General features: G+C 34.7%; 16 protein-coding genes. 1 reads left to right on the top strand and 15 read right to left on the bottom strand.

Going from position 1 to position 15,840, the window contains the following annotated elements:
• Position 1: 1 nt before the first annotated feature.
• The 12 genes from buk to EZV73_RS02520 form a co-directional block, all read right to left on the bottom strand.
• The gene (gene buk, locus EZV73_RS02575; protein ID WP_240838030.1) at positions 2 to 1,063 is read right to left on the bottom strand and encodes a butyrate kinase; all 1,062 of its coding nucleotides are present in this window, start codon (positions 1,061 to 1,063) and stop codon (positions 2 to 4) included.
• Positions 1,064 to 1,224: 161 nt separating this feature from the next.
• Positions 1,225 to 1,989 carry an IclR family transcriptional regulator gene (locus tag EZV73_RS02570; RefSeq protein ID WP_240838028.1) on the bottom strand — a complete coding sequence of 255 codons (765 nt, stop codon included), beginning with the start codon at positions 1,987 to 1,989 and terminating at the stop codon, positions 1,225 to 1,227.
• Positions 1,990 to 2,137: 148 nt separating this feature from the next.
• Positions 2,138 to 2,773 (bottom strand): toxin-antitoxin system YwqK family antitoxin, encoded by a 636-nt coding sequence (locus EZV73_RS02565; protein ID WP_240838025.1) that lies wholly within the window; start codon positions 2,771 to 2,773, stop codon positions 2,138 to 2,140.
• A gap of 80 nt (positions 2,774 to 2,853) precedes the next feature.
• Entirely contained in the window at positions 2,854 to 4,857 is a 2,004-nt protein-coding gene (locus tag EZV73_RS02560; protein ID WP_240838023.1) for a methyl-accepting chemotaxis protein, read from the bottom strand.
• A 25-nt stretch (positions 4,858 to 4,882) separates the two neighbouring features.
• Complete coding sequence (locus tag EZV73_RS02555; protein ID WP_240838021.1) at positions 4,883 to 6,181, bottom strand: bifunctional diguanylate cyclase/phosphodiesterase; 1,299 nt, start codon at positions 6,179 to 6,181, stop codon at positions 4,883 to 4,885.
• An 8-nt stretch (positions 6,182 to 6,189) separates the two neighbouring features.
• Positions 6,190 to 6,840 (bottom strand): GntR family transcriptional regulator, encoded by a 651-nt coding sequence (locus EZV73_RS02550; protein ID WP_240838020.1) that lies wholly within the window; start codon positions 6,838 to 6,840, stop codon positions 6,190 to 6,192.
• Positions 6,841 to 6,962: 122 nt separating this feature from the next.
• The gene (locus EZV73_RS02545; protein WP_240838019.1) at positions 6,963 to 7,613 is read right to left on the bottom strand and encodes a GntR family transcriptional regulator; all 651 of its coding nucleotides are present in this window, start codon (positions 7,611 to 7,613) and stop codon (positions 6,963 to 6,965) included.
• Positions 7,614 to 7,706: 93 nt separating this feature from the next.
• On the bottom strand, positions 7,707 to 8,498 hold the full coding sequence (locus EZV73_RS02540; RefSeq protein WP_240838018.1) for an SDR family NAD(P)-dependent oxidoreductase: 792 nt from the start codon (positions 8,496 to 8,498) through the stop codon (positions 7,707 to 7,709).
• Between the two features lie 8 nt (positions 8,499 to 8,506).
• Positions 8,507 to 9,382 carry a radical SAM protein gene (locus tag EZV73_RS02535; protein WP_240838017.1) on the bottom strand — a complete coding sequence of 292 codons (876 nt, stop codon included), beginning with the start codon at positions 9,380 to 9,382 and terminating at the stop codon, positions 8,507 to 8,509.
• A 108-nt stretch (positions 9,383 to 9,490) separates the two neighbouring features.
• Positions 9,491 to 9,862 carry a helix-turn-helix domain-containing protein gene (locus EZV73_RS02530; RefSeq protein WP_240838016.1) on the bottom strand — a complete coding sequence of 124 codons (372 nt, stop codon included), beginning with the start codon at positions 9,860 to 9,862 and terminating at the stop codon, positions 9,491 to 9,493.
• Between the two features lie 10 nt (positions 9,863 to 9,872).
• The gene (locus EZV73_RS02525; RefSeq protein WP_240838015.1) at positions 9,873 to 10,184 is read right to left on the bottom strand and encodes an antibiotic biosynthesis monooxygenase; all 312 of its coding nucleotides are present in this window, start codon (positions 10,182 to 10,184) and stop codon (positions 9,873 to 9,875) included.
• An 86-nt stretch (positions 10,185 to 10,270) separates the two neighbouring features.
• On the bottom strand, positions 10,271 to 11,023 hold the full coding sequence (locus tag EZV73_RS02520) for an EFR1 family ferrodoxin (protein ID WP_240838013.1): 753 nt from the start codon (positions 11,021 to 11,023) through the stop codon (positions 10,271 to 10,273).
• Positions 11,024 to 11,140: 117 nt separating this feature from the next.
• On the opposite strand from EZV73_RS02520, the gene EZV73_RS02515 reads away from it, so the two are divergent.
• Positions 11,141 to 11,719: a TetR/AcrR family transcriptional regulator gene (locus EZV73_RS02515; protein ID WP_240838011.1), complete on the top strand. Its 579-nt coding sequence runs from the start codon at positions 11,141 to 11,143 to the stop codon at positions 11,717 to 11,719.
• On the opposite strand, the gene EZV73_RS02510 is transcribed toward EZV73_RS02515, so the two are convergent.
• From EZV73_RS02510 to EZV73_RS02500, 3 genes are all read right to left on the bottom strand, one after another.
• A complete protein-coding gene (locus EZV73_RS02510; protein ID WP_240838009.1) occupies positions 11,716 to 12,495 on the bottom strand; it encodes an EFR1 family ferrodoxin in 780 nt (259 codons plus the stop codon). The two genes, EZV73_RS02515 and EZV73_RS02510, sit on opposite strands and share 4 nt — an antisense overlap.
• Before the next feature lie 504 nt (positions 12,496 to 12,999).
• Positions 13,000 to 14,700, bottom strand: a complete 1,701-nt coding sequence (locus EZV73_RS02505) for a GGDEF domain-containing protein (RefSeq protein ID WP_240838007.1) — start codon at positions 14,698 to 14,700, stop codon at positions 13,000 to 13,002.
• Between the two features lie 145 nt (positions 14,701 to 14,845).
• On the bottom strand, positions 14,846 to 15,799 hold the full coding sequence (locus EZV73_RS02500) for an aspartyl protease family protein (RefSeq protein WP_240838005.1): 954 nt from the start codon (positions 15,797 to 15,799) through the stop codon (positions 14,846 to 14,848).
• Positions 15,800 to 15,840 lie beyond the last annotated feature (41 nt).

The following is a 15,840-nucleotide window of genomic DNA, read 5'->3' as shown; positions in this document are numbered from 1 at the left end:
CCTACACATATTCCTTTGGTTCTTCTTCACCTGTTAACACCCTGATTGCTCCAAGGGCTAAAGCCTCTAACTCCATTTCACCTGGTTTTACAACTACATCAGCCAAGTAAGAAACCCTATCCTTTATTCCAGTAACAACTTTTTCAGAGTATGAGATACCACCAGTTAAAATGATCTTATCCACTGCACCTCTTAAAGATGCGCCATATTGTGATATTTCCTTGGCTATTTGATACACAAAGGCATCGAATATCAGCTCTGCTTCTTTATCTCCTTGATCAATCCTCTTTTCAATGTCTCTCATGTCTTTAGTCCCAAGATAATCATACATACCACCTATGGTTGAAACTTTTGAAACCATTTCTTTGTGGCTGTACTTGCCTGAGTAACATAAGTTGATCAAATCATATGTTAAAAGGCCACCTGATCTTTCTGGTGAAAATGGTCCGTCAGAACGCCCACCTGAGCCATCAATCATTCTTCCTCTTTTATGTGGTACAATAGAAATTCCTGAACCTAGATGTGCAACAATAAAGTTAAAGTCTTCATACTTACCACCCATTTTTTTAGCCTCATCTCTACAGACAGCCTTATGATTTAAAGCATGTAGCCAAGAGGCCTTTTTAATGTCTTTTAAGCCAGTTATTCTAGACACATCTTCAAACTCATCTACTGAGACAGGGTCTACTACGAAAGACGGTAGATTCAGTTCATCTCCTATATGTCTTGCAATTACTGAACCTAAATTAGATGCATGCTCACCATTGATTCTATTTCTAAGATCATCAACCATTCTTTGATTGACTGGATAAACACCACCTTCAATGGCTTTCATCAAGCCACCTCTACCAACAACACAATCAAGGTCATCCATGTTAAAGTTATGATCTTTTAATGCATTTTCTATTAAGTCTTTTCTATAGTTAAACTCATCAAACACTCTTTCAAACTTTGACAAGTCCTCTGCTGTATGTTCAACAGACTCTTTAAACAAAAGATCATAGTCTTCAAAGACAGCAATCTTTGTGGAAGTCCCTCCAGGATTAATAACAAGTATCTTCATTTAGCCCTCCGTTCTATTGAGTAGAACACCGTTCCTTTAACTGATTATTTTTATAACGTTCCGCCAGTAGGAACGCCGTTCTTTTTTATCTATATTTATGTTAGCATATATAATCTTCATATGGCAAGTATTTTTTCAAAAAAAGAAAATGCCAGAGGCATTTACAATTGATTACTGATCATTCTTGCTATATCTTTTACTTTACGGATCTTATATTTAAAGTCACCATCATGCATTCTATGAGTCGGTCCAGACAAACTGATTGCAGCTACTGCAACACCGTTTCTATCAAGTATCGGCGCACCAATACAAGTCAGTCCAATCTCTAACTCTCCTTCATCAATTGCATAACCATTGACTTTTACATCCTCAAGACAATCCAATAAATCATCCCAAGTTGATATGGTATTTTCAGTATACTTTGGCAGTTCAATTTCTTTATATTCATCAAATGGTATATTATCACCAAAGGCCAGTAAACACTTGCCTACAGATGAACAATGACAGTCACTAGACGAACCGACTTTAGGATTTACGGTCAAAACTTGACTCTCGTTTTCTTCTTTATGAATAATGATAGACTTAGGCCCATTAGGTCCTTTGGTATCTAGAATAGATACATTGACAACTTCCTTAAACTCCTGAAAGAGTTCTTTTGTAAAAGGTGCCACGACCTTGGTAAAGGACAACTTATCTTCTACACGTTTCCCGATTGCAAAGAGCTTCATACCCAACCAATATTTGCCGTTTTCTAGATTTTGATAAACAAAACCTTTCTTCTCAAGCGTCGTTAAATTTCTATGTATGGTAGACTTATGCATCCCCAAATCTCGAGACATTTCAGAGATGCCTTTTTCATTTCCCTCTTGATACAAGTAAATCAAAATATCTAATGCGCGGTCTACTGCGCCAATTACGTCACTCATGTATAACTCCTTCTAATTGATAATGTAAGTTTATCAAATAAATGAGTCTATGCCTAGTCTTTATAGCTTATAAAGTCTTATATTAAAGAATAATGTGAAATGATTAACAATTTCACAACCCCTGCTGACATGGGTAAACACCTCGATTTTAATAGATTTTCTCTACTACTTTTCCTGCTTTAAAAATCACGTGATAAGCTATCTTATCCTTGCTATCATAACGTATAAATTCCCCATCTTTTAGATCAGACTTATAATGGGCTACTTCTAGAATTTGGCCTGATTTTCTGTAGAATATCCATTTTCCCTCTTTTTTATCATCAAGATATTTGCCTTTAGATTTAAGACTACCATCTTGAAAATAATGAATCATCAGATCCCCTTTTACCTCAGATTTAACCTGACCATTTTTATAGGTTAGAGAAACCTCTTTAGATTTTTTAACAACTTTCTTAGTCGCCTTTTTTTTAAGCGTTTTGGTATAATCTAAACTCTTTTTTAATAGTTTAACCATTAAGTCTGTATCATAGAAAACCGACTCAGGAATCTCTACATACTCTTTGATTTTAGCCCCATAGTTTTCAAAAGCTGATGCATCATAATCAGCCATAAACTTATCTCTATCTTCTTTAGACAACCTAATACCTAATACACCGTCTTTTCTAAGCATGGTATACATGTTGCCACCAACCGATGTATAAGGAGATGTTTTACCTTTTCTTTCTACACCAAGTTTTGAGATTAATAGGTCATATTGAGTGATTTTATCTTGAATATCTGTCATATTACATCCTTTCCGTTTACATTTATATACCCAGAAATCTACAAAGTAAAATCCCTCGCAGAAAACTGCAAGGGACTTAATTATATCTTAAACTTTTCTATTAAGTTTCTTAGTTCTTCTGCTATGACTGCTAGATTTTCACCTGAACTTGCAACCTCTTCAACTGTCGCTGCTTGTTCCTCCATACTGGCAGATGCCTGTTGCGTACCAGCTGCATTTTCTTCTGATATAGCCGACAAGTTATTAACTAGATCAAGTGTCTCATTTTTATTCTTACTCATCTTTAACTGAGATGCATTCAAACGATGAATAAGCGTCTCCACACTTTCTATGGCGCTTGCTATTTGCCTGAACTTATCCTCTGTCATTTGAACACTCTTATCCTGTTCAGCAACAATAAGACTGACATCATTCATTGTATCAACAGCATCTTCAGACTTCTTTTTTAAGTCTAAAATTACCTCTTTAATCTCATTGGTAAAGGAACTCGACTGCTCAGCTAATTTTCTAATTTCATCAGCTACTACTGAGAATCCTCTTCCAGCTTCACCTGCTCTAGCAGCTTCAATGGCTGCATTTAGGGCTAGTAAGTTGGTTTGATCAGCTATCGATTCAATCATGCTGCTGGCTGCTTCTATCTTTTCTGCACTTGATTTGTTGTTCATGATGATCTGATAGATATCACCGGATGCTGCTCTTGATTTGTCTGTCTTTTCAATCAGAGTAGAAAGGATTACAAAGCCTTCTTCTTTTTCCTGTTCAATGTTTTTAGCAGCCTGGTTCAGCTCATCAATAAAGTGGGCTTCTTCTTCTATTAGCTTGTCTAAATCATTTAGGTGAATGGCTGTATTTTCTGTATCCTTCGCTTGTTCTGTAACACCAGATGCAATTTCTTCAATGGTACGTGCAATTTCTTCTGTTGATGTCGAAGCTTCTTCTGAAGTAGCTGTAAGTTCCTCAGCCGATGCTGCCACTTGCTCAGCTGACTCACCAGTAAACCTGATAAAATCAACTATATTAAGCTTCATTTCATCTAAAGACCTTGATATAAGGCCCACTTCATCTTTTCGTTTTTGATACTTAATAAGTGTTTGGTCTTCTTTTCTTGTAAAATTCAAAGTAGACAGTTCATCAATATAGGCTGACAAGTATATGATTGGATTTGAAATGCCACTACTGACTACATATGAAATACCTGCACCGATTACAATCATGACTAGAGTCAATCCAATAAATATGCTGGTGACAGTTTTGATTTCCGACATAACCTCAGAGTTTTCTATACCAACTACTAATATCCATTCAGTTTGATGAACAGGCGAAAATGCAACGACTTTCTCTTGACCTTCAAACTCATATTGCCCTGAACCTACTTCCTTTTTTGTCATTTGTTCTTTGAATAACTTAGATAAACCATCTTCTGAATCACCCTCTTTTACAACATTGTAACCTGATAGAACAAGATCATGATTCTTATGTGCGATTGTTGTACCTGAACTGTTTAAAAGGTATTGATAACCTGTTTCCTTGTACTTAAATGACTTGACAATACTTCCAATAGATGAGATATCTTTGTTTCCAGTAAAAACACCAATAATTTCTCCATCTTCAACAATGGGTTGTGAAATAACGATCATCTGCATACCAGTTTCTTTACTGATAATGACATCTGAAATATAGGTCTTGCCCTTTAGGGCTTCTTTAAAATATATTCTGTCAGATATATCAACAGATGTTTTGGTTCTATCTAATGAATGCGCTTTACCGTTTTTATCTGAAACAACAAAACCTAGGTAATCCTTTCTATTCATTTCACTTTCAAAAAAGTCGGTCTGGACCTTGTTTTTATCCACTGCATCTATGACCTTTTGCCCCATTGAAAGGGTTTCTATATAGTTCATTTCACTTGAGACAAGGGATGAAATGTACTTGGCTTCCTCACTGACAACCAGTTTTAGATTATCATGAGTACTCATTTCTATGCCAGCTTTTAAAAAACTAACAGTTATTACACCGATAATTGATGTAATCAATAAAATTACTATAGTAAATACCACCATAACTTTTAACTTAATCGATCTCATAAACGCTCCTTAAAAATTAGACATATTATTTCATTAAACTCAAGGCATGATCATAAGTAAGCGGCTTACTCAAATAATATCCTTGAAGTAAATGACAACCATAATTCTGAAGCTTTTGGTATTGAACTTTCTTTTCAACGCCTTCAGCAACAATACTTAAATCAAACTTCTTTGCAATACTCATAAATATTTCAAACATATCATCTTCATGATCCATTTGATCTACAAATGATTTATCCACTTTAATCACATCTAAGGGTAGATCTCTAATCTGACTTAAGGATGAGTAGCCTGTTCCAAAGTCATCAACAAAGATTCTGATACCATACATTCTCAGTGTCTTTAGAATAGTTTTAGCCTGTTGGATGTTTTTCATATAGATAGTTTCTGTTATTTCAATAGCGACGTTTCTAGGATTGATCTTTAGTTCATTTATTTTTTCAATAAGATGGTTAACATAGTCAGGTTTATATAGCTGAAAAGGTGAGACATTTATTGTAACGTATATTGAAGGATTGTATTCATTGATGGTTTTTATAAAGTTTAGTGCTTTTAATGTAATTAATTGGCCAATCTCATGAATCAAGCCGTTTTTTTCAGCAAGTTCAATAAAGACATTTGGTGGCACTTTTCCATGTTTATTCGAGGCCCATCTAGCTAAACTTTCATAGCCTACGACTTGATTACTAAGACTAGAGTAAATAGGCTGAAATTCAAGATATATTTCATCATTGTCAATGGCATCTCTTAATGAAAATATAAGATGACCATTTTTACATATACTATCAGTGTCAGAGTAGACATGTATATCCTCAAACTCAGACATTTTAGCACTTAAGAGGGCTGCTTCAGCATTTCTTATTAAGTCAGATGTATTGATACCTTCCTCGTTATAGGCAACGCCCATTGAACCACTCAAATGAAAGTCTATTTTATCAAGAGTGATTTTACTAAGTTTATGATCAAGTAGCTTTGACAAAGATTCTAAGTTGGATTCTGAGTTGATCAGCATCAAGAATCTATCTGACCTTAAATGACCCACATCATAAAAATGTGTCATCTCCTTAAGAATCCTAGAAATTCTTATTAAAACTTTGTCACCAACAGCATAACCATACTTGCTGTTAATGGCATTGAAGTTTATGATATCAATCATAACAAGTCCAAAAGGCACTCTCTCATCTGCAAGAGATTGTATTCTGTCAGTTATTCTATCCAGCTGATACAGATCTTGACCACTTCTAAACTTGCCTTTTTTAAACAATAAGTTCGTAAGAAGAAATACTAAAACAAATAAATTTATAAGAAGCAAGAACTCATACATATAATCACCTACATTTTTATATCATACTTATCTGCAAACTTGATATGACATGAAGTAAGTTCAGTCAATTTGCAGAAATAAAATTCAATTATTGTTAAATCTCTTTTATTGAATCCTTTAAGGACTCCCCTATAAAGATCATGCAAAACTTCTTCTTCAATGTACTTTGAATCTCTAATACCGCTTTCTAGGTTTATAACTGCATATATGCCTTTTAAACATGACTCCAATATGGAACTTTTGGTCAAAGTCTTAAGTCTGTTAAAAAACTTTTGCATCCGCTCATAGATATGAATCTCTTGATCTCCTACTAGCCCTTCTTTTAAAAGGTTTTCAAGTTCACCAAGTGCCTGATCACTTAATGTTCTGAATGCCCTTTCAAAGTATTGAACCTGGATTCTGTTATAAATCCAATAGGCTTCGTAAACATCATCAATCGTGTACTCCTTAATATAAACACCCTTATAAGGTATACTTTCAAGAAATCCTTCAGATACCAATCGATTCATGGCTTCTCTCACTGGCGTGGTACTGGTATTATAGGTTTCACTTAAGTCTAGTTCACGAAGTTTTTCTTTTCCCTTATAGACACCATTTACAATATCTTGTCTTAATAATTTGTATATATATTGAGTTGATGTCTCTCTCTTACTGGCCATGTCCACCTCCAATTATATATTCTATAGAATATTGTATATAGAGAATAGCATGATTGTTTTGAGTTGTCAAGAAATTCTATAGAATATTGTATTTTAGTTTATAAAAAAAGAACCTTCCGGTTCTAAGAGATAAACTCATCTATGTTTCTAAGTGCTATGTCCATAGAAATACCAACGATTTCTTCTATACTACTCACAGCCTCATCAACATTTCTTTCAGTCATTGCATCCATAAGGCTTATAAAAAGATTGCATATTCTATCCGAATCTGGTTTTTCACTAACATGCGTTAGCCGATCCACATTGATAATAGCATCCAATGGACTGATACTAGATATGATCACCTTGCTTCTAGATTTAGAAAAAATAGCCTTCTGAAAATCAAAAAACCTGTAAAAAATGTGTGCTTCTGTGTTCTTTAAACCAGCATCCAACAAATCTTCAAACTCAGCCATCTCTTCATCGTCGATTTTTTCTAATAAAAACCTCATGGCAAGGCCTTGAAGCTGTGCTCTTATCAAATAGGCTTGTTTAACATCGTCATAATCATATGACTTAACAAATACACCCTTATAGGGAATACTGACTAAATAACCTTCTGATACCAGCCTATTAAACGCTTCTCTAACAGGTGTTGGACTTAAGTTTAAGTTCTTAGCCATACCTGTTTCAGTCAGTTTGTCATCTGCTTTATAGTCACCTTTGATAATTCTATTTTTAATGATCTCATATGCTTGATCTGTCATCGTAGCTCTAACTACATTTTTATCCACTTCCCACCTCAACATTCTATAGATTATTTTCTATACTCTATTATTATACCCAATATTTCACAGAAATGAAAGTGGATTCATGGAATTCTATAACTAGATGAAATCACTGATTAAATTATTCAAGGTTTTTGTAAGCGTGTCTCTCACTTCTAAGTCAAAAGTTTGTGGATGTGGTGATGAAAACATTTCTATATCATTGTCATAGTATTTGCCATTGGCGTCTGAAAACTCATCAGAAAGTGATGCCTTGCAAAGTACTTTTCCGCCAATTGATAAGTCATATCCCTTAGTGCCATATGCCTTATGAACCATTTTGCTGCCGAGAAAAGACTTTGGATTAAGAGCAATCATAATAGGACTTTCTTCATCTGCCATTTGATAGGTCCACATAGTAAGGGCAAGTTTACTTTGTGCATAGGCTTCATTATCTGACATAGCTACTCTTTTAGAAACAGCTTCAAGATCAACAGACGCCTGTGCTGCTGATGATAAGTTGATTACTCGACTGTTTTTATCCATGACTGGTAGGAGTAGCTTAGTCAGTAAATAAGGTGCCACAGTGTTCACAGCAAAGCGCACATCTAAACCGTGTTTTATAAGAAGCTTGTCCGTTACAAAGACACCAGCATTATTGATTAGCACATCTAAATACTTATACTTTGATAAGATATCTTGCCCCATCTCTTTTACTTGATTAAAATCTGAAAGATCAGCTGCAAAAGCATCTGCTTCAAGGCCTTCATCAAGAAATGTCTTTTTTAGACTTTCAACCTTATCAAGACTTCTACCATGTAGGATTACATGATGGCCTAATTCACCAAGCATCTTAGCAGTCACCTTGCCGATGCCATCTGTTGCTCCAGTAATTAAGATTGTTTTTTTCATCTTCCCTCCTATATATTTGGTCTCTGATATGTGCCATTTAAAATATGATCATCTAACTTTAAAATGTAATTATCTATCTCTTTGATGATCTTCTCCTTGATCTTTAAGCTACCATTGATAGGTGCCAGATTAAATACATGACCACCAAAGAAGTAGGCATCTTCAAAGTCTAATAGTTCTAATAGTTTCTTCTCTTCTTCTAACATCTCTCGTTCTGTCGGTTCTATAAATTCACCCTTATCCCTCAGAACTTCAAGTTCACTACCAACCGACACAGAGGTAGACATTATAGAAACTAAATAAGGTGGTAGCTCATTTAAAAGTTTTGCAGTCTCTTTTACATTGATATCACTCATGCCTTTACCTGCCACACCCATCATGACAATGGCGTCCCATTCAAAACCTGCATCCATAAGTTTTTTTATGTTCTCATAGGCCTCTGCCTGTGTAAAGCCCTTGTTCATCTGCTTCAAAGCTGGGTCATAGGCTGTCTCTAATCCTATGTGAAGTTGATTGTATTTCAGTTTTCTAAGTTTCTTTAAATCTTCTAATGACTTGGTCTTTAATGACTTGACTGACGCATAACATGTGATGGTCTCGATTTCTGGAAAATACTTGTGAATCAAGTTGCTAATCTCTACTAGCTTGTCTGTAGACAAAATAAACGGCTCGCCATTAACAAGAAAAATTCTCTTTATCTCAACGCCCATAGACTTCATTTCTATCAAGTCTTCTTCGACGTGAGACAGTGGTGATAACTTAAATGGTGTATTTCTGTACATAGTGCAAAATGTACATTTGTTATGAGAACATCCGGCTGTTACTTCTAGTAAAGGTGTTCTCGCTTCAATTGGATGTCTGTATACTTGTCCTGTAAAATGCATTCTTTACTTCCTTTCTTCATTTATACCTTCATTATAGTGATTTAAATGCATACAACAAGTACTGACATTTTTGTCAGTGGGCAAAAAAATAAAACTGCCTAAGCAGTTTTAACAAGAATCGTCATCATATTGGTTGATAAAAACCATATCAGCATATTCATATGTCTCATTGTAATCCTTGCCCCAATTCCCTAGCCCTACAATTATAGGTGATAGATTCTTACCCGTCTGAGTCAACTTGTATTCCACACGTGGTGGGTTCTCATTGTAATCATGTCTATGAATGATGTCGTTTTCTTCAAGTTCTCTTAAAGCCCTTGAGAGGACTCTTTCATTCACATCTGGAATCAGTCTTTTAAAAGCACCAAACCTTAAGACATCTTTATGACTCAAATGATAGATGATCAGCGGTTTCCACTTACCACCTATAATATCTAAGGCAAGTTCAATGTTACAGTAAAATTTTTTATGAGTTTTCATAATGGATCCCTTAATACTTTGGCGATGAATCCTTAGATTCAAAGTATCTCAGCTCGTAAGTCTTATTAAGAGGTACCTCTTCTAGGAAATCACCAAAAGTATCCATTAAATCTTTAAATACACCTGTCTTCATAAAGTTTTCAGCATAAGACTTGTCTTCCCAAGAACCTATGGCCATCATTTCATTACCATTTGTATAAAGCTGTACTCTAATAAAGCCTTCAGCTTGCGTGATCTTACTATATACTGCTTCCTTCCATACAGAAACACCTTGTTCTAACATGCCTTCTTTAAATTTATAAACGATATGTGCGTTATACATTCTGCCTCCTCATCATAGTATACCAATTAAATATACTATTATTATATCCATAATTAAAAAGGACTACAAGGCAAATGGAACATTTCTTATCCAACATGGTTGGCATTAATGATATCTATAAGCTTCACATCTGAATTTCTATAACGTCTTTTGCTTTTCTCATTGTCCACACGAATGGCATTTTGAGGACAGTTTTGCGTACATGCATAACACCTGATGCACTCTCCTTTAAAGAAAACCCCATCACCGACTGTGATGTTATTTACCGGACAGACCTTCATGCATACCTGACACTTTGTACAGTGGTCTTCTACTGTAAAAGCTTGATCACATAAACCGATTTCATCTTTATAAGATTTATAACCTCTCTTAGACAAGGCAAGCATAATAGGATTTCTTGAACTACGTTTTTTTCTAGAAGCAACATCCTCTTTAATAGATGCTAGGTACTTATTTACTTGCTTTCTTTCAAGTCCTCGAATCTGCTTGTTCATATCATAATACTTCAAAGAAGTATCTACCATTCTGATCTTGTTGATGTAATCGATATTAAGATTTTTTTCTCTAGCCAAATCTAAAAAGAGCCCTTCTGCTCCAACAGCTGTCATGCCGTAAGTAACAATGGCAAATATATAATTAGCTTTAAAGGTATTAGAAGAAATGAAATCTTCAACAATCGTTGGAATCCCCCCTGTATAACACGGAAAAACAAAACCTATGACATCATCTTCATAATGATCTTTGTCATTTAGATGAATAGGCATTGAAATAAGGTTACCTTTAAAACTTTTGGCAATACTCAGTGAATTGCCTGTTGCTGTATAATAAAATAGTTTCATATTTACCTCCACATACTTTCACACTTGTAACACAATGTCAAATGTATTATAATGAGTCTAGAATCATTTGTAAATACTTTAGGGTATTCTTACTCATAATAAGGAAGGTGTATAAGTATGTTGAAGAATCAGGCACACCCGGCAGGCATACGTTCAAAGGAGCTTATTACAGAAAATCTCATGGACCTAATGAAGGAAATGCCTTATCAAAAGATAACCATAAAATCCATTACCGAAAAGGCCGTACTTACTAGAAGAACCTTCTATGCTCACTTTCAGACCAAAGAAGATGTTTTAAACTATGAACTTGATAAGCTTAACCAAAGCTTACTAAAAGAGATCATCGACTTAAATACGAGCAATCAAAGACTGACTGCACTTACCTACTTTCAGTTTTGGACAGGACATACCGACCTACTTCAGCTTATGAAGGATCAAAATCTTTTGCCCATACTTTTCGAGAACTTCGATAAAAGTATTCGCGCCTTCAGGTCTATGTTTGGTTGTGACTTATCTGAGTCTAATCAACAGTATAGAGATTATTCATCAGCCTACTTTACTGGTGTTTTATCAAATATTATCACTTGCTGGTTAGAAAACGGTATGAAAGAATCAGCTGAGGAACTGGTTGACATATTAGCTCTTATTACCAATAAACTATCATCAAACTTTGACTTAAACCTAAGACACAGCTAAAAAGCTGTGTCTTTAATCATTAAGTCACTGATCTTTATATCAGGATGTTTGTACCGTCCCCACAATTTCGTTTTTTGACCATATTGAATGGCTTCTTTAGGACAAAGCTGAATACAAGCATTACACTTGTAACAATCCTCGTGCCAGATAGGTTTACGTCCCTCTATAACTATATTGCCAGCAGGACATACTCTCATGCAGAGGCCACATCCATCACAAGAGGATTCCGAATAAAAGTTCTTAGCACAATCTTTTCTTACCATCAAGGGATTTAATAACTTGCCAGCATACCCCATCATGAAACTACCTGAATAGTTGTCGACCCTATCATTTATATGATTGGTAAGACTTACAAGACTTTGCTCAACCTGCTTAAGAGAACTTAATACCTGACTTTTATAATAAGGTGGATAAGATGTTTGATTGTTAGATGGCATAGACACTTCAAATGCGCCATTTAGCTTGATCCCTTTTCTATTCAAAATCATCTTCATATGACTGTTAGCACCTGCAGCCATCCCACCACATGTCGCTATAGAAAATACATATGCATTATCTACTTTTAACTTATTTAAAACAAAGTCTACAACAGGTCTAGGTACAGCACCAAAGTATACAGGATAGACAATGCCAAGCCTTGTAAAAGCAACTTTATCAACCTTATCCATGTTTTTTGTTATTCTTATAAGCTCTGTATCACCTAGTTCAGTGGCAATGGACTTAGCCACTGCATATGAATTGCCAGTTCCAGTAAAATAATAAATTAAATTTTTCATGTCATACCTTCTTTCGTTATAGAACTAATTATAGTCTTGCATAAAGAAAAGTAAACAATCTAAAAAGAAGTTACTCATTAAAGGCTTAATGTATAACTTCTAAATATTATTTATTATGATTGTTTCCCGCAAATATAATGGATAAAACGATAGATGTAGAAACCACACCAAGGCAAAAGGCTAACAAATCCATATTGACTATCAAAAACTTATAGATTAGAAATGCAATCAAAAAATTGCAAAGTCCCCAAACCACGTTAACAAGTGGGCTGGACTGGCCTTTGGTCGGTGGTGATGAAAAAGGCGTATAAAACCTTTCACCAACCAAGCCTTTTATATAATGTGGTATTCCATTGACTAAAAACAAAGCAAACATGAAACTGATTATGACTTACATAGTAGTTCCTCCTCATATTTACTATAAGTCATTTCAGCTTAAAATCAGCTTGCAGGTGAAAACTTACTCAGCAAGCAAAAAATGTGAAAGGATTGCACAGGCAATCCTTAATCCACTCTATTCACAACTTTATTTTTACCTGAAGCCTTGGCTTGATACATAAGGTTGTCTACCTTATGAAATACCTCATCAAAATCCATAGAGAAACACTTTGTCACACCAATACTGGCTGTTGTTTTAATATCTCTATCCCATTTAATATTTTCAATACTTTTTCGAACTCTTTCAGCGATTTCACTCAATTCACTTTGTCTTACATCTTTTAAGAATATGATAAATTCCTCTCCACCATATCTACCAAGAAAGTCATTGTCTCTGATACTTTCTCTTATGACATCAGATATTTTCACAAGTACAACATCACCAACTGCATGACCATGGGTATCATTGATGACCTTAAAGTCGTCTATGTCTAAAAGGATTAGGCCATTTTCTTCGCTCATGTTGTTTTCTATTAAATCTATGATTTTTCCTCTATTAAAAGCTTTAGTCAAATCATCGGTAATCGAATTGATATAAAGTTCTTTTTCGACTTTCTGCTTGCTTCTTATTTCATAAATCAAGACTGTCGTCCCCGTCAGTAAAAGACCAATTGAAATGATAGATATCAAAAGGAGACGTTTAGATAAAGTAATCTCTTTTTCCTTTAGAAGATTTACCTCTTCAAGCAACTTGATTTGCTCATTAACATCTTCTAGCTTGTATTCATCTAGTTGTTGAAATAGTTGGGAGTAATCTTCATCTGATGCATCATTATAACCGAGTATAGACTCATACATGTACTCAGCGGCTTTTTTATATTGCCCCGTGTCATAAGATAAAAGGCCCAGTTCTAAGTTAATATCTGATGCAAAATTATAGCCGTTTGCTATTAAAGAAGACTGATTGTAATAGTCTAAACTCTTTAAGTAGTAGTCTATTGATTTATCTTTATCTATGTCGTAAAAATAAGAGCCTAAATACTGATACATGTAGGAAATATTAAACTTATCTTGTGAGTCTAATGACTGGATAAAGACCAAGAGTGCTTCTTCAGCGTCTCCTATCTGATCTAAGGCAATTTGAGCATCTACTTCATAAAACTTGACTAATAATCTTACATCACTCATGACATTATTAACATAGGTGTCCCCTAGCGCTTCTTTTGCAAGTCTTGTATATTCAAGAACGCCTTCAAAGTCATCTTCATAATATTTCATATTTGACATGAACAAGTAAGCCTTGGCTATTCCAAAATCATAGTTTATCCTTTCAGATAAGTCTAAAGACTTTTCCGAAAAAGAAAGTGCGTCATCATCATTATAGGTGTCTGCAAATATAAAGGCTATGATATAATCCATATCAGCCATTCGCTTATGATCATTTAAAGCTTCAGCCAAAACTTTTGCCTTATTGGCATGATCTAAAGAAGAGGGTATCTTATAAAACTCACGATCCATTTCTGCCAGATAGTAATGAAGTTCAAGTAGTAATCTGTCGTCATTAGTAAGTTTCAAAGCAGCTTGTAAATTATTATAGGCAGCTTCATACTCAAAACTATACAAGTCAAGACGCGCTTGTAAAAACAAGCCCAAAGCCTCATAGTCCTTATTGTCACCATAATTCTTTTGATAATCATCTAAGTCTTCTTGGGTTAATTGACGAGATTCAATGATTTCTAAATAATCTTCAATGACTGATGTCTCTTCAGCGTAAGATGATGTACAAATCATAATTAATATCATAAAAAGCATCATGATTTTTCTCATAATAAACTCCGTCCTAAATAGTGTCATTATATTTATACCACGAAATGTCTCGATTAAATCCGTGAAAGCATATCACTCAAGCACTTAAATATCAACTCATGGAGTAGATATTTGAATAAGTTTGTATACTAATAACATACAATTCTTAATAGGTCTCTAAATGAAATCCACCATCACTATTTAAAAAGAGTGATTTACTTGAAAGCAAGATATCCCTGCCAAGAACCCCATCTAACTCATAGTCACCTAACAAAGCTGTAAAACCAGTAGCTATATTCTCAAATGTCACCATATGATTATCAATAATAACTTGATAGTCTTTAACAAGCAAAACTCTCCGTTTAACCATACCATTGATTCCTCTAGATCTGACATTCTTACTTGATGCAAGACTGAGCTTATTTGATTCAATAAGTCTTTCATGAATCCAAGACTTCTTAGCTCCTGTATCTATGCCAAATACACGCACTTGTTTTGACAAGTCATATACAAGAAGAAGTGGAAACTTGCTCTTAGGAAAATTTACTATGTCCTTTTCTTTTTCAATCATTTTTATTTCTTTATTTACAAGATCAAGTTCAAAGTCTAGTAAAGATAAAATATCCCATCCGATGATGCCATCAGCACCGATCAACAAGGGATGGTTCTTAATGACCAATAGTGGTAGGTTTTCAATCTTCATGTTTAAGATACTTGCACTTTTAGCATAAGCAAGCTTCATATCATTTAAGGTACCAAATGCATCTCCAATATCAAGGTGTTTAGAGGACGCAACCATCCCCTCATCTGACAGGTGTTTTTCATGTATGCAAGAAACTTGAGCACCTGTATCTACAAGAAATTTAAAGGGCTTTGAGTTGATCCGCACATCAAGCATGATACCACTTGGATAAAGTTCTATGGGATAAGTCTTATGATAACTCTTTATAATTTTCAAAGGCGGAAACTCTTCTAACATATGATAGAAAAACTCTTTGTCTTTAATAAAGTCATCATTGGCTTCTCTTATTTCCTTTATAACTTTCTTGTAGCCCTCTACTTGGTCGATCTCTAATGAATTCTCAAGTCTTGTCACCCTTGACTTATATTTATGAAACATATTATCTCCTTTCTATATTTGTACCCACTATCACCTAAGAA

Source organism: Acidaminobacter sp. JC074 (genome assembly GCF_022496765.1).
Lineage (GTDB): Bacteria > Bacillota > Clostridia > Peptostreptococcales > Acidaminobacteraceae > JABXKX01.
The sequence above is the reverse complement of the archived record's forward strand: the minus strand, read 5'-3'. Positions and strand labels throughout refer to the sequence as shown.

Bases quoted from the DNA above. Each gene is read 5' to 3' on its own strand.
- buk (WP_240838030.1), bottom strand. From the start codon at position 1,063: ATGAAGATACTTGTTATTAATCCTGGAGGGACTTCCACAAAGATTGCT.
- EZV73_RS02570 (WP_240838028.1), bottom strand. From the start codon at position 1,989: ATGAGTGACGTAATTGGCGCAGTAGACCGCGCATTAGATATTTTGATT.
- EZV73_RS02565 (WP_240838025.1), bottom strand. From the start codon at position 2,773: ATGACAGATATTCAAGATAAAATCACTCAATATGACCTATTAATCTCA.
- EZV73_RS02560 (WP_240838023.1), bottom strand. From the start codon at position 4,857: ATGAGATCGATTAAGTTAAAAGTTATGGTGGTATTTACTATAGTAATT.
- EZV73_RS02555 (WP_240838021.1), bottom strand. From the start codon at position 6,181: ATGTATGAGTTCTTGCTTCTTATAAATTTATTTGTTTTAGTATTTCTT.
- EZV73_RS02550 (WP_240838020.1), bottom strand. From the start codon at position 6,840: ATGGCCAGTAAGAGAGAGACATCAACTCAATATATATACAAATTATTA.
- EZV73_RS02540 (WP_240838018.1), bottom strand. From the start codon at position 8,498: ATGAAAAAAACAATCTTAATTACTGGAGCAACAGATGGCATCGGCAAG.
- EZV73_RS02535 (WP_240838017.1), bottom strand. From the start codon at position 9,382: ATGCATTTTACAGGACAAGTATACAGACATCCAATTGAAGCGAGAACA.
- EZV73_RS02530 (WP_240838016.1), bottom strand. From the start codon at position 9,862: ATGAAAACTCATAAAAAATTTTACTGTAACATTGAACTTGCCTTAGAT.
- EZV73_RS02525 (WP_240838015.1), bottom strand. From the start codon at position 10,184: ATGTATAACGCACATATCGTTTATAAATTTAAAGAAGGCATGTTAGAA.
- EZV73_RS02520 (WP_240838013.1), bottom strand. From the start codon at position 11,023: ATGAAACTATTTTATTATACAGCAACAGGCAATTCACTGAGTATTGCC.
- EZV73_RS02515 (WP_240838011.1), top strand. From the start codon at position 11,141: ATGTTGAAGAATCAGGCACACCCGGCAGGCATACGTTCAAAGGAGCTT.
- EZV73_RS02510 (WP_240838009.1), bottom strand. From the start codon at position 12,495: ATGAAAAATTTAATTTATTATTTTACTGGAACTGGCAATTCATATGCA.
- EZV73_RS02505 (WP_240838007.1), bottom strand. From the start codon at position 14,700: ATGAGAAAAATCATGATGCTTTTTATGATATTAATTATGATTTGTACA.
- EZV73_RS02500 (WP_240838005.1), bottom strand. From the start codon at position 15,799: ATGTTTCATAAATATAAGTCAAGGGTGACAAGACTTGAGAATTCATTA.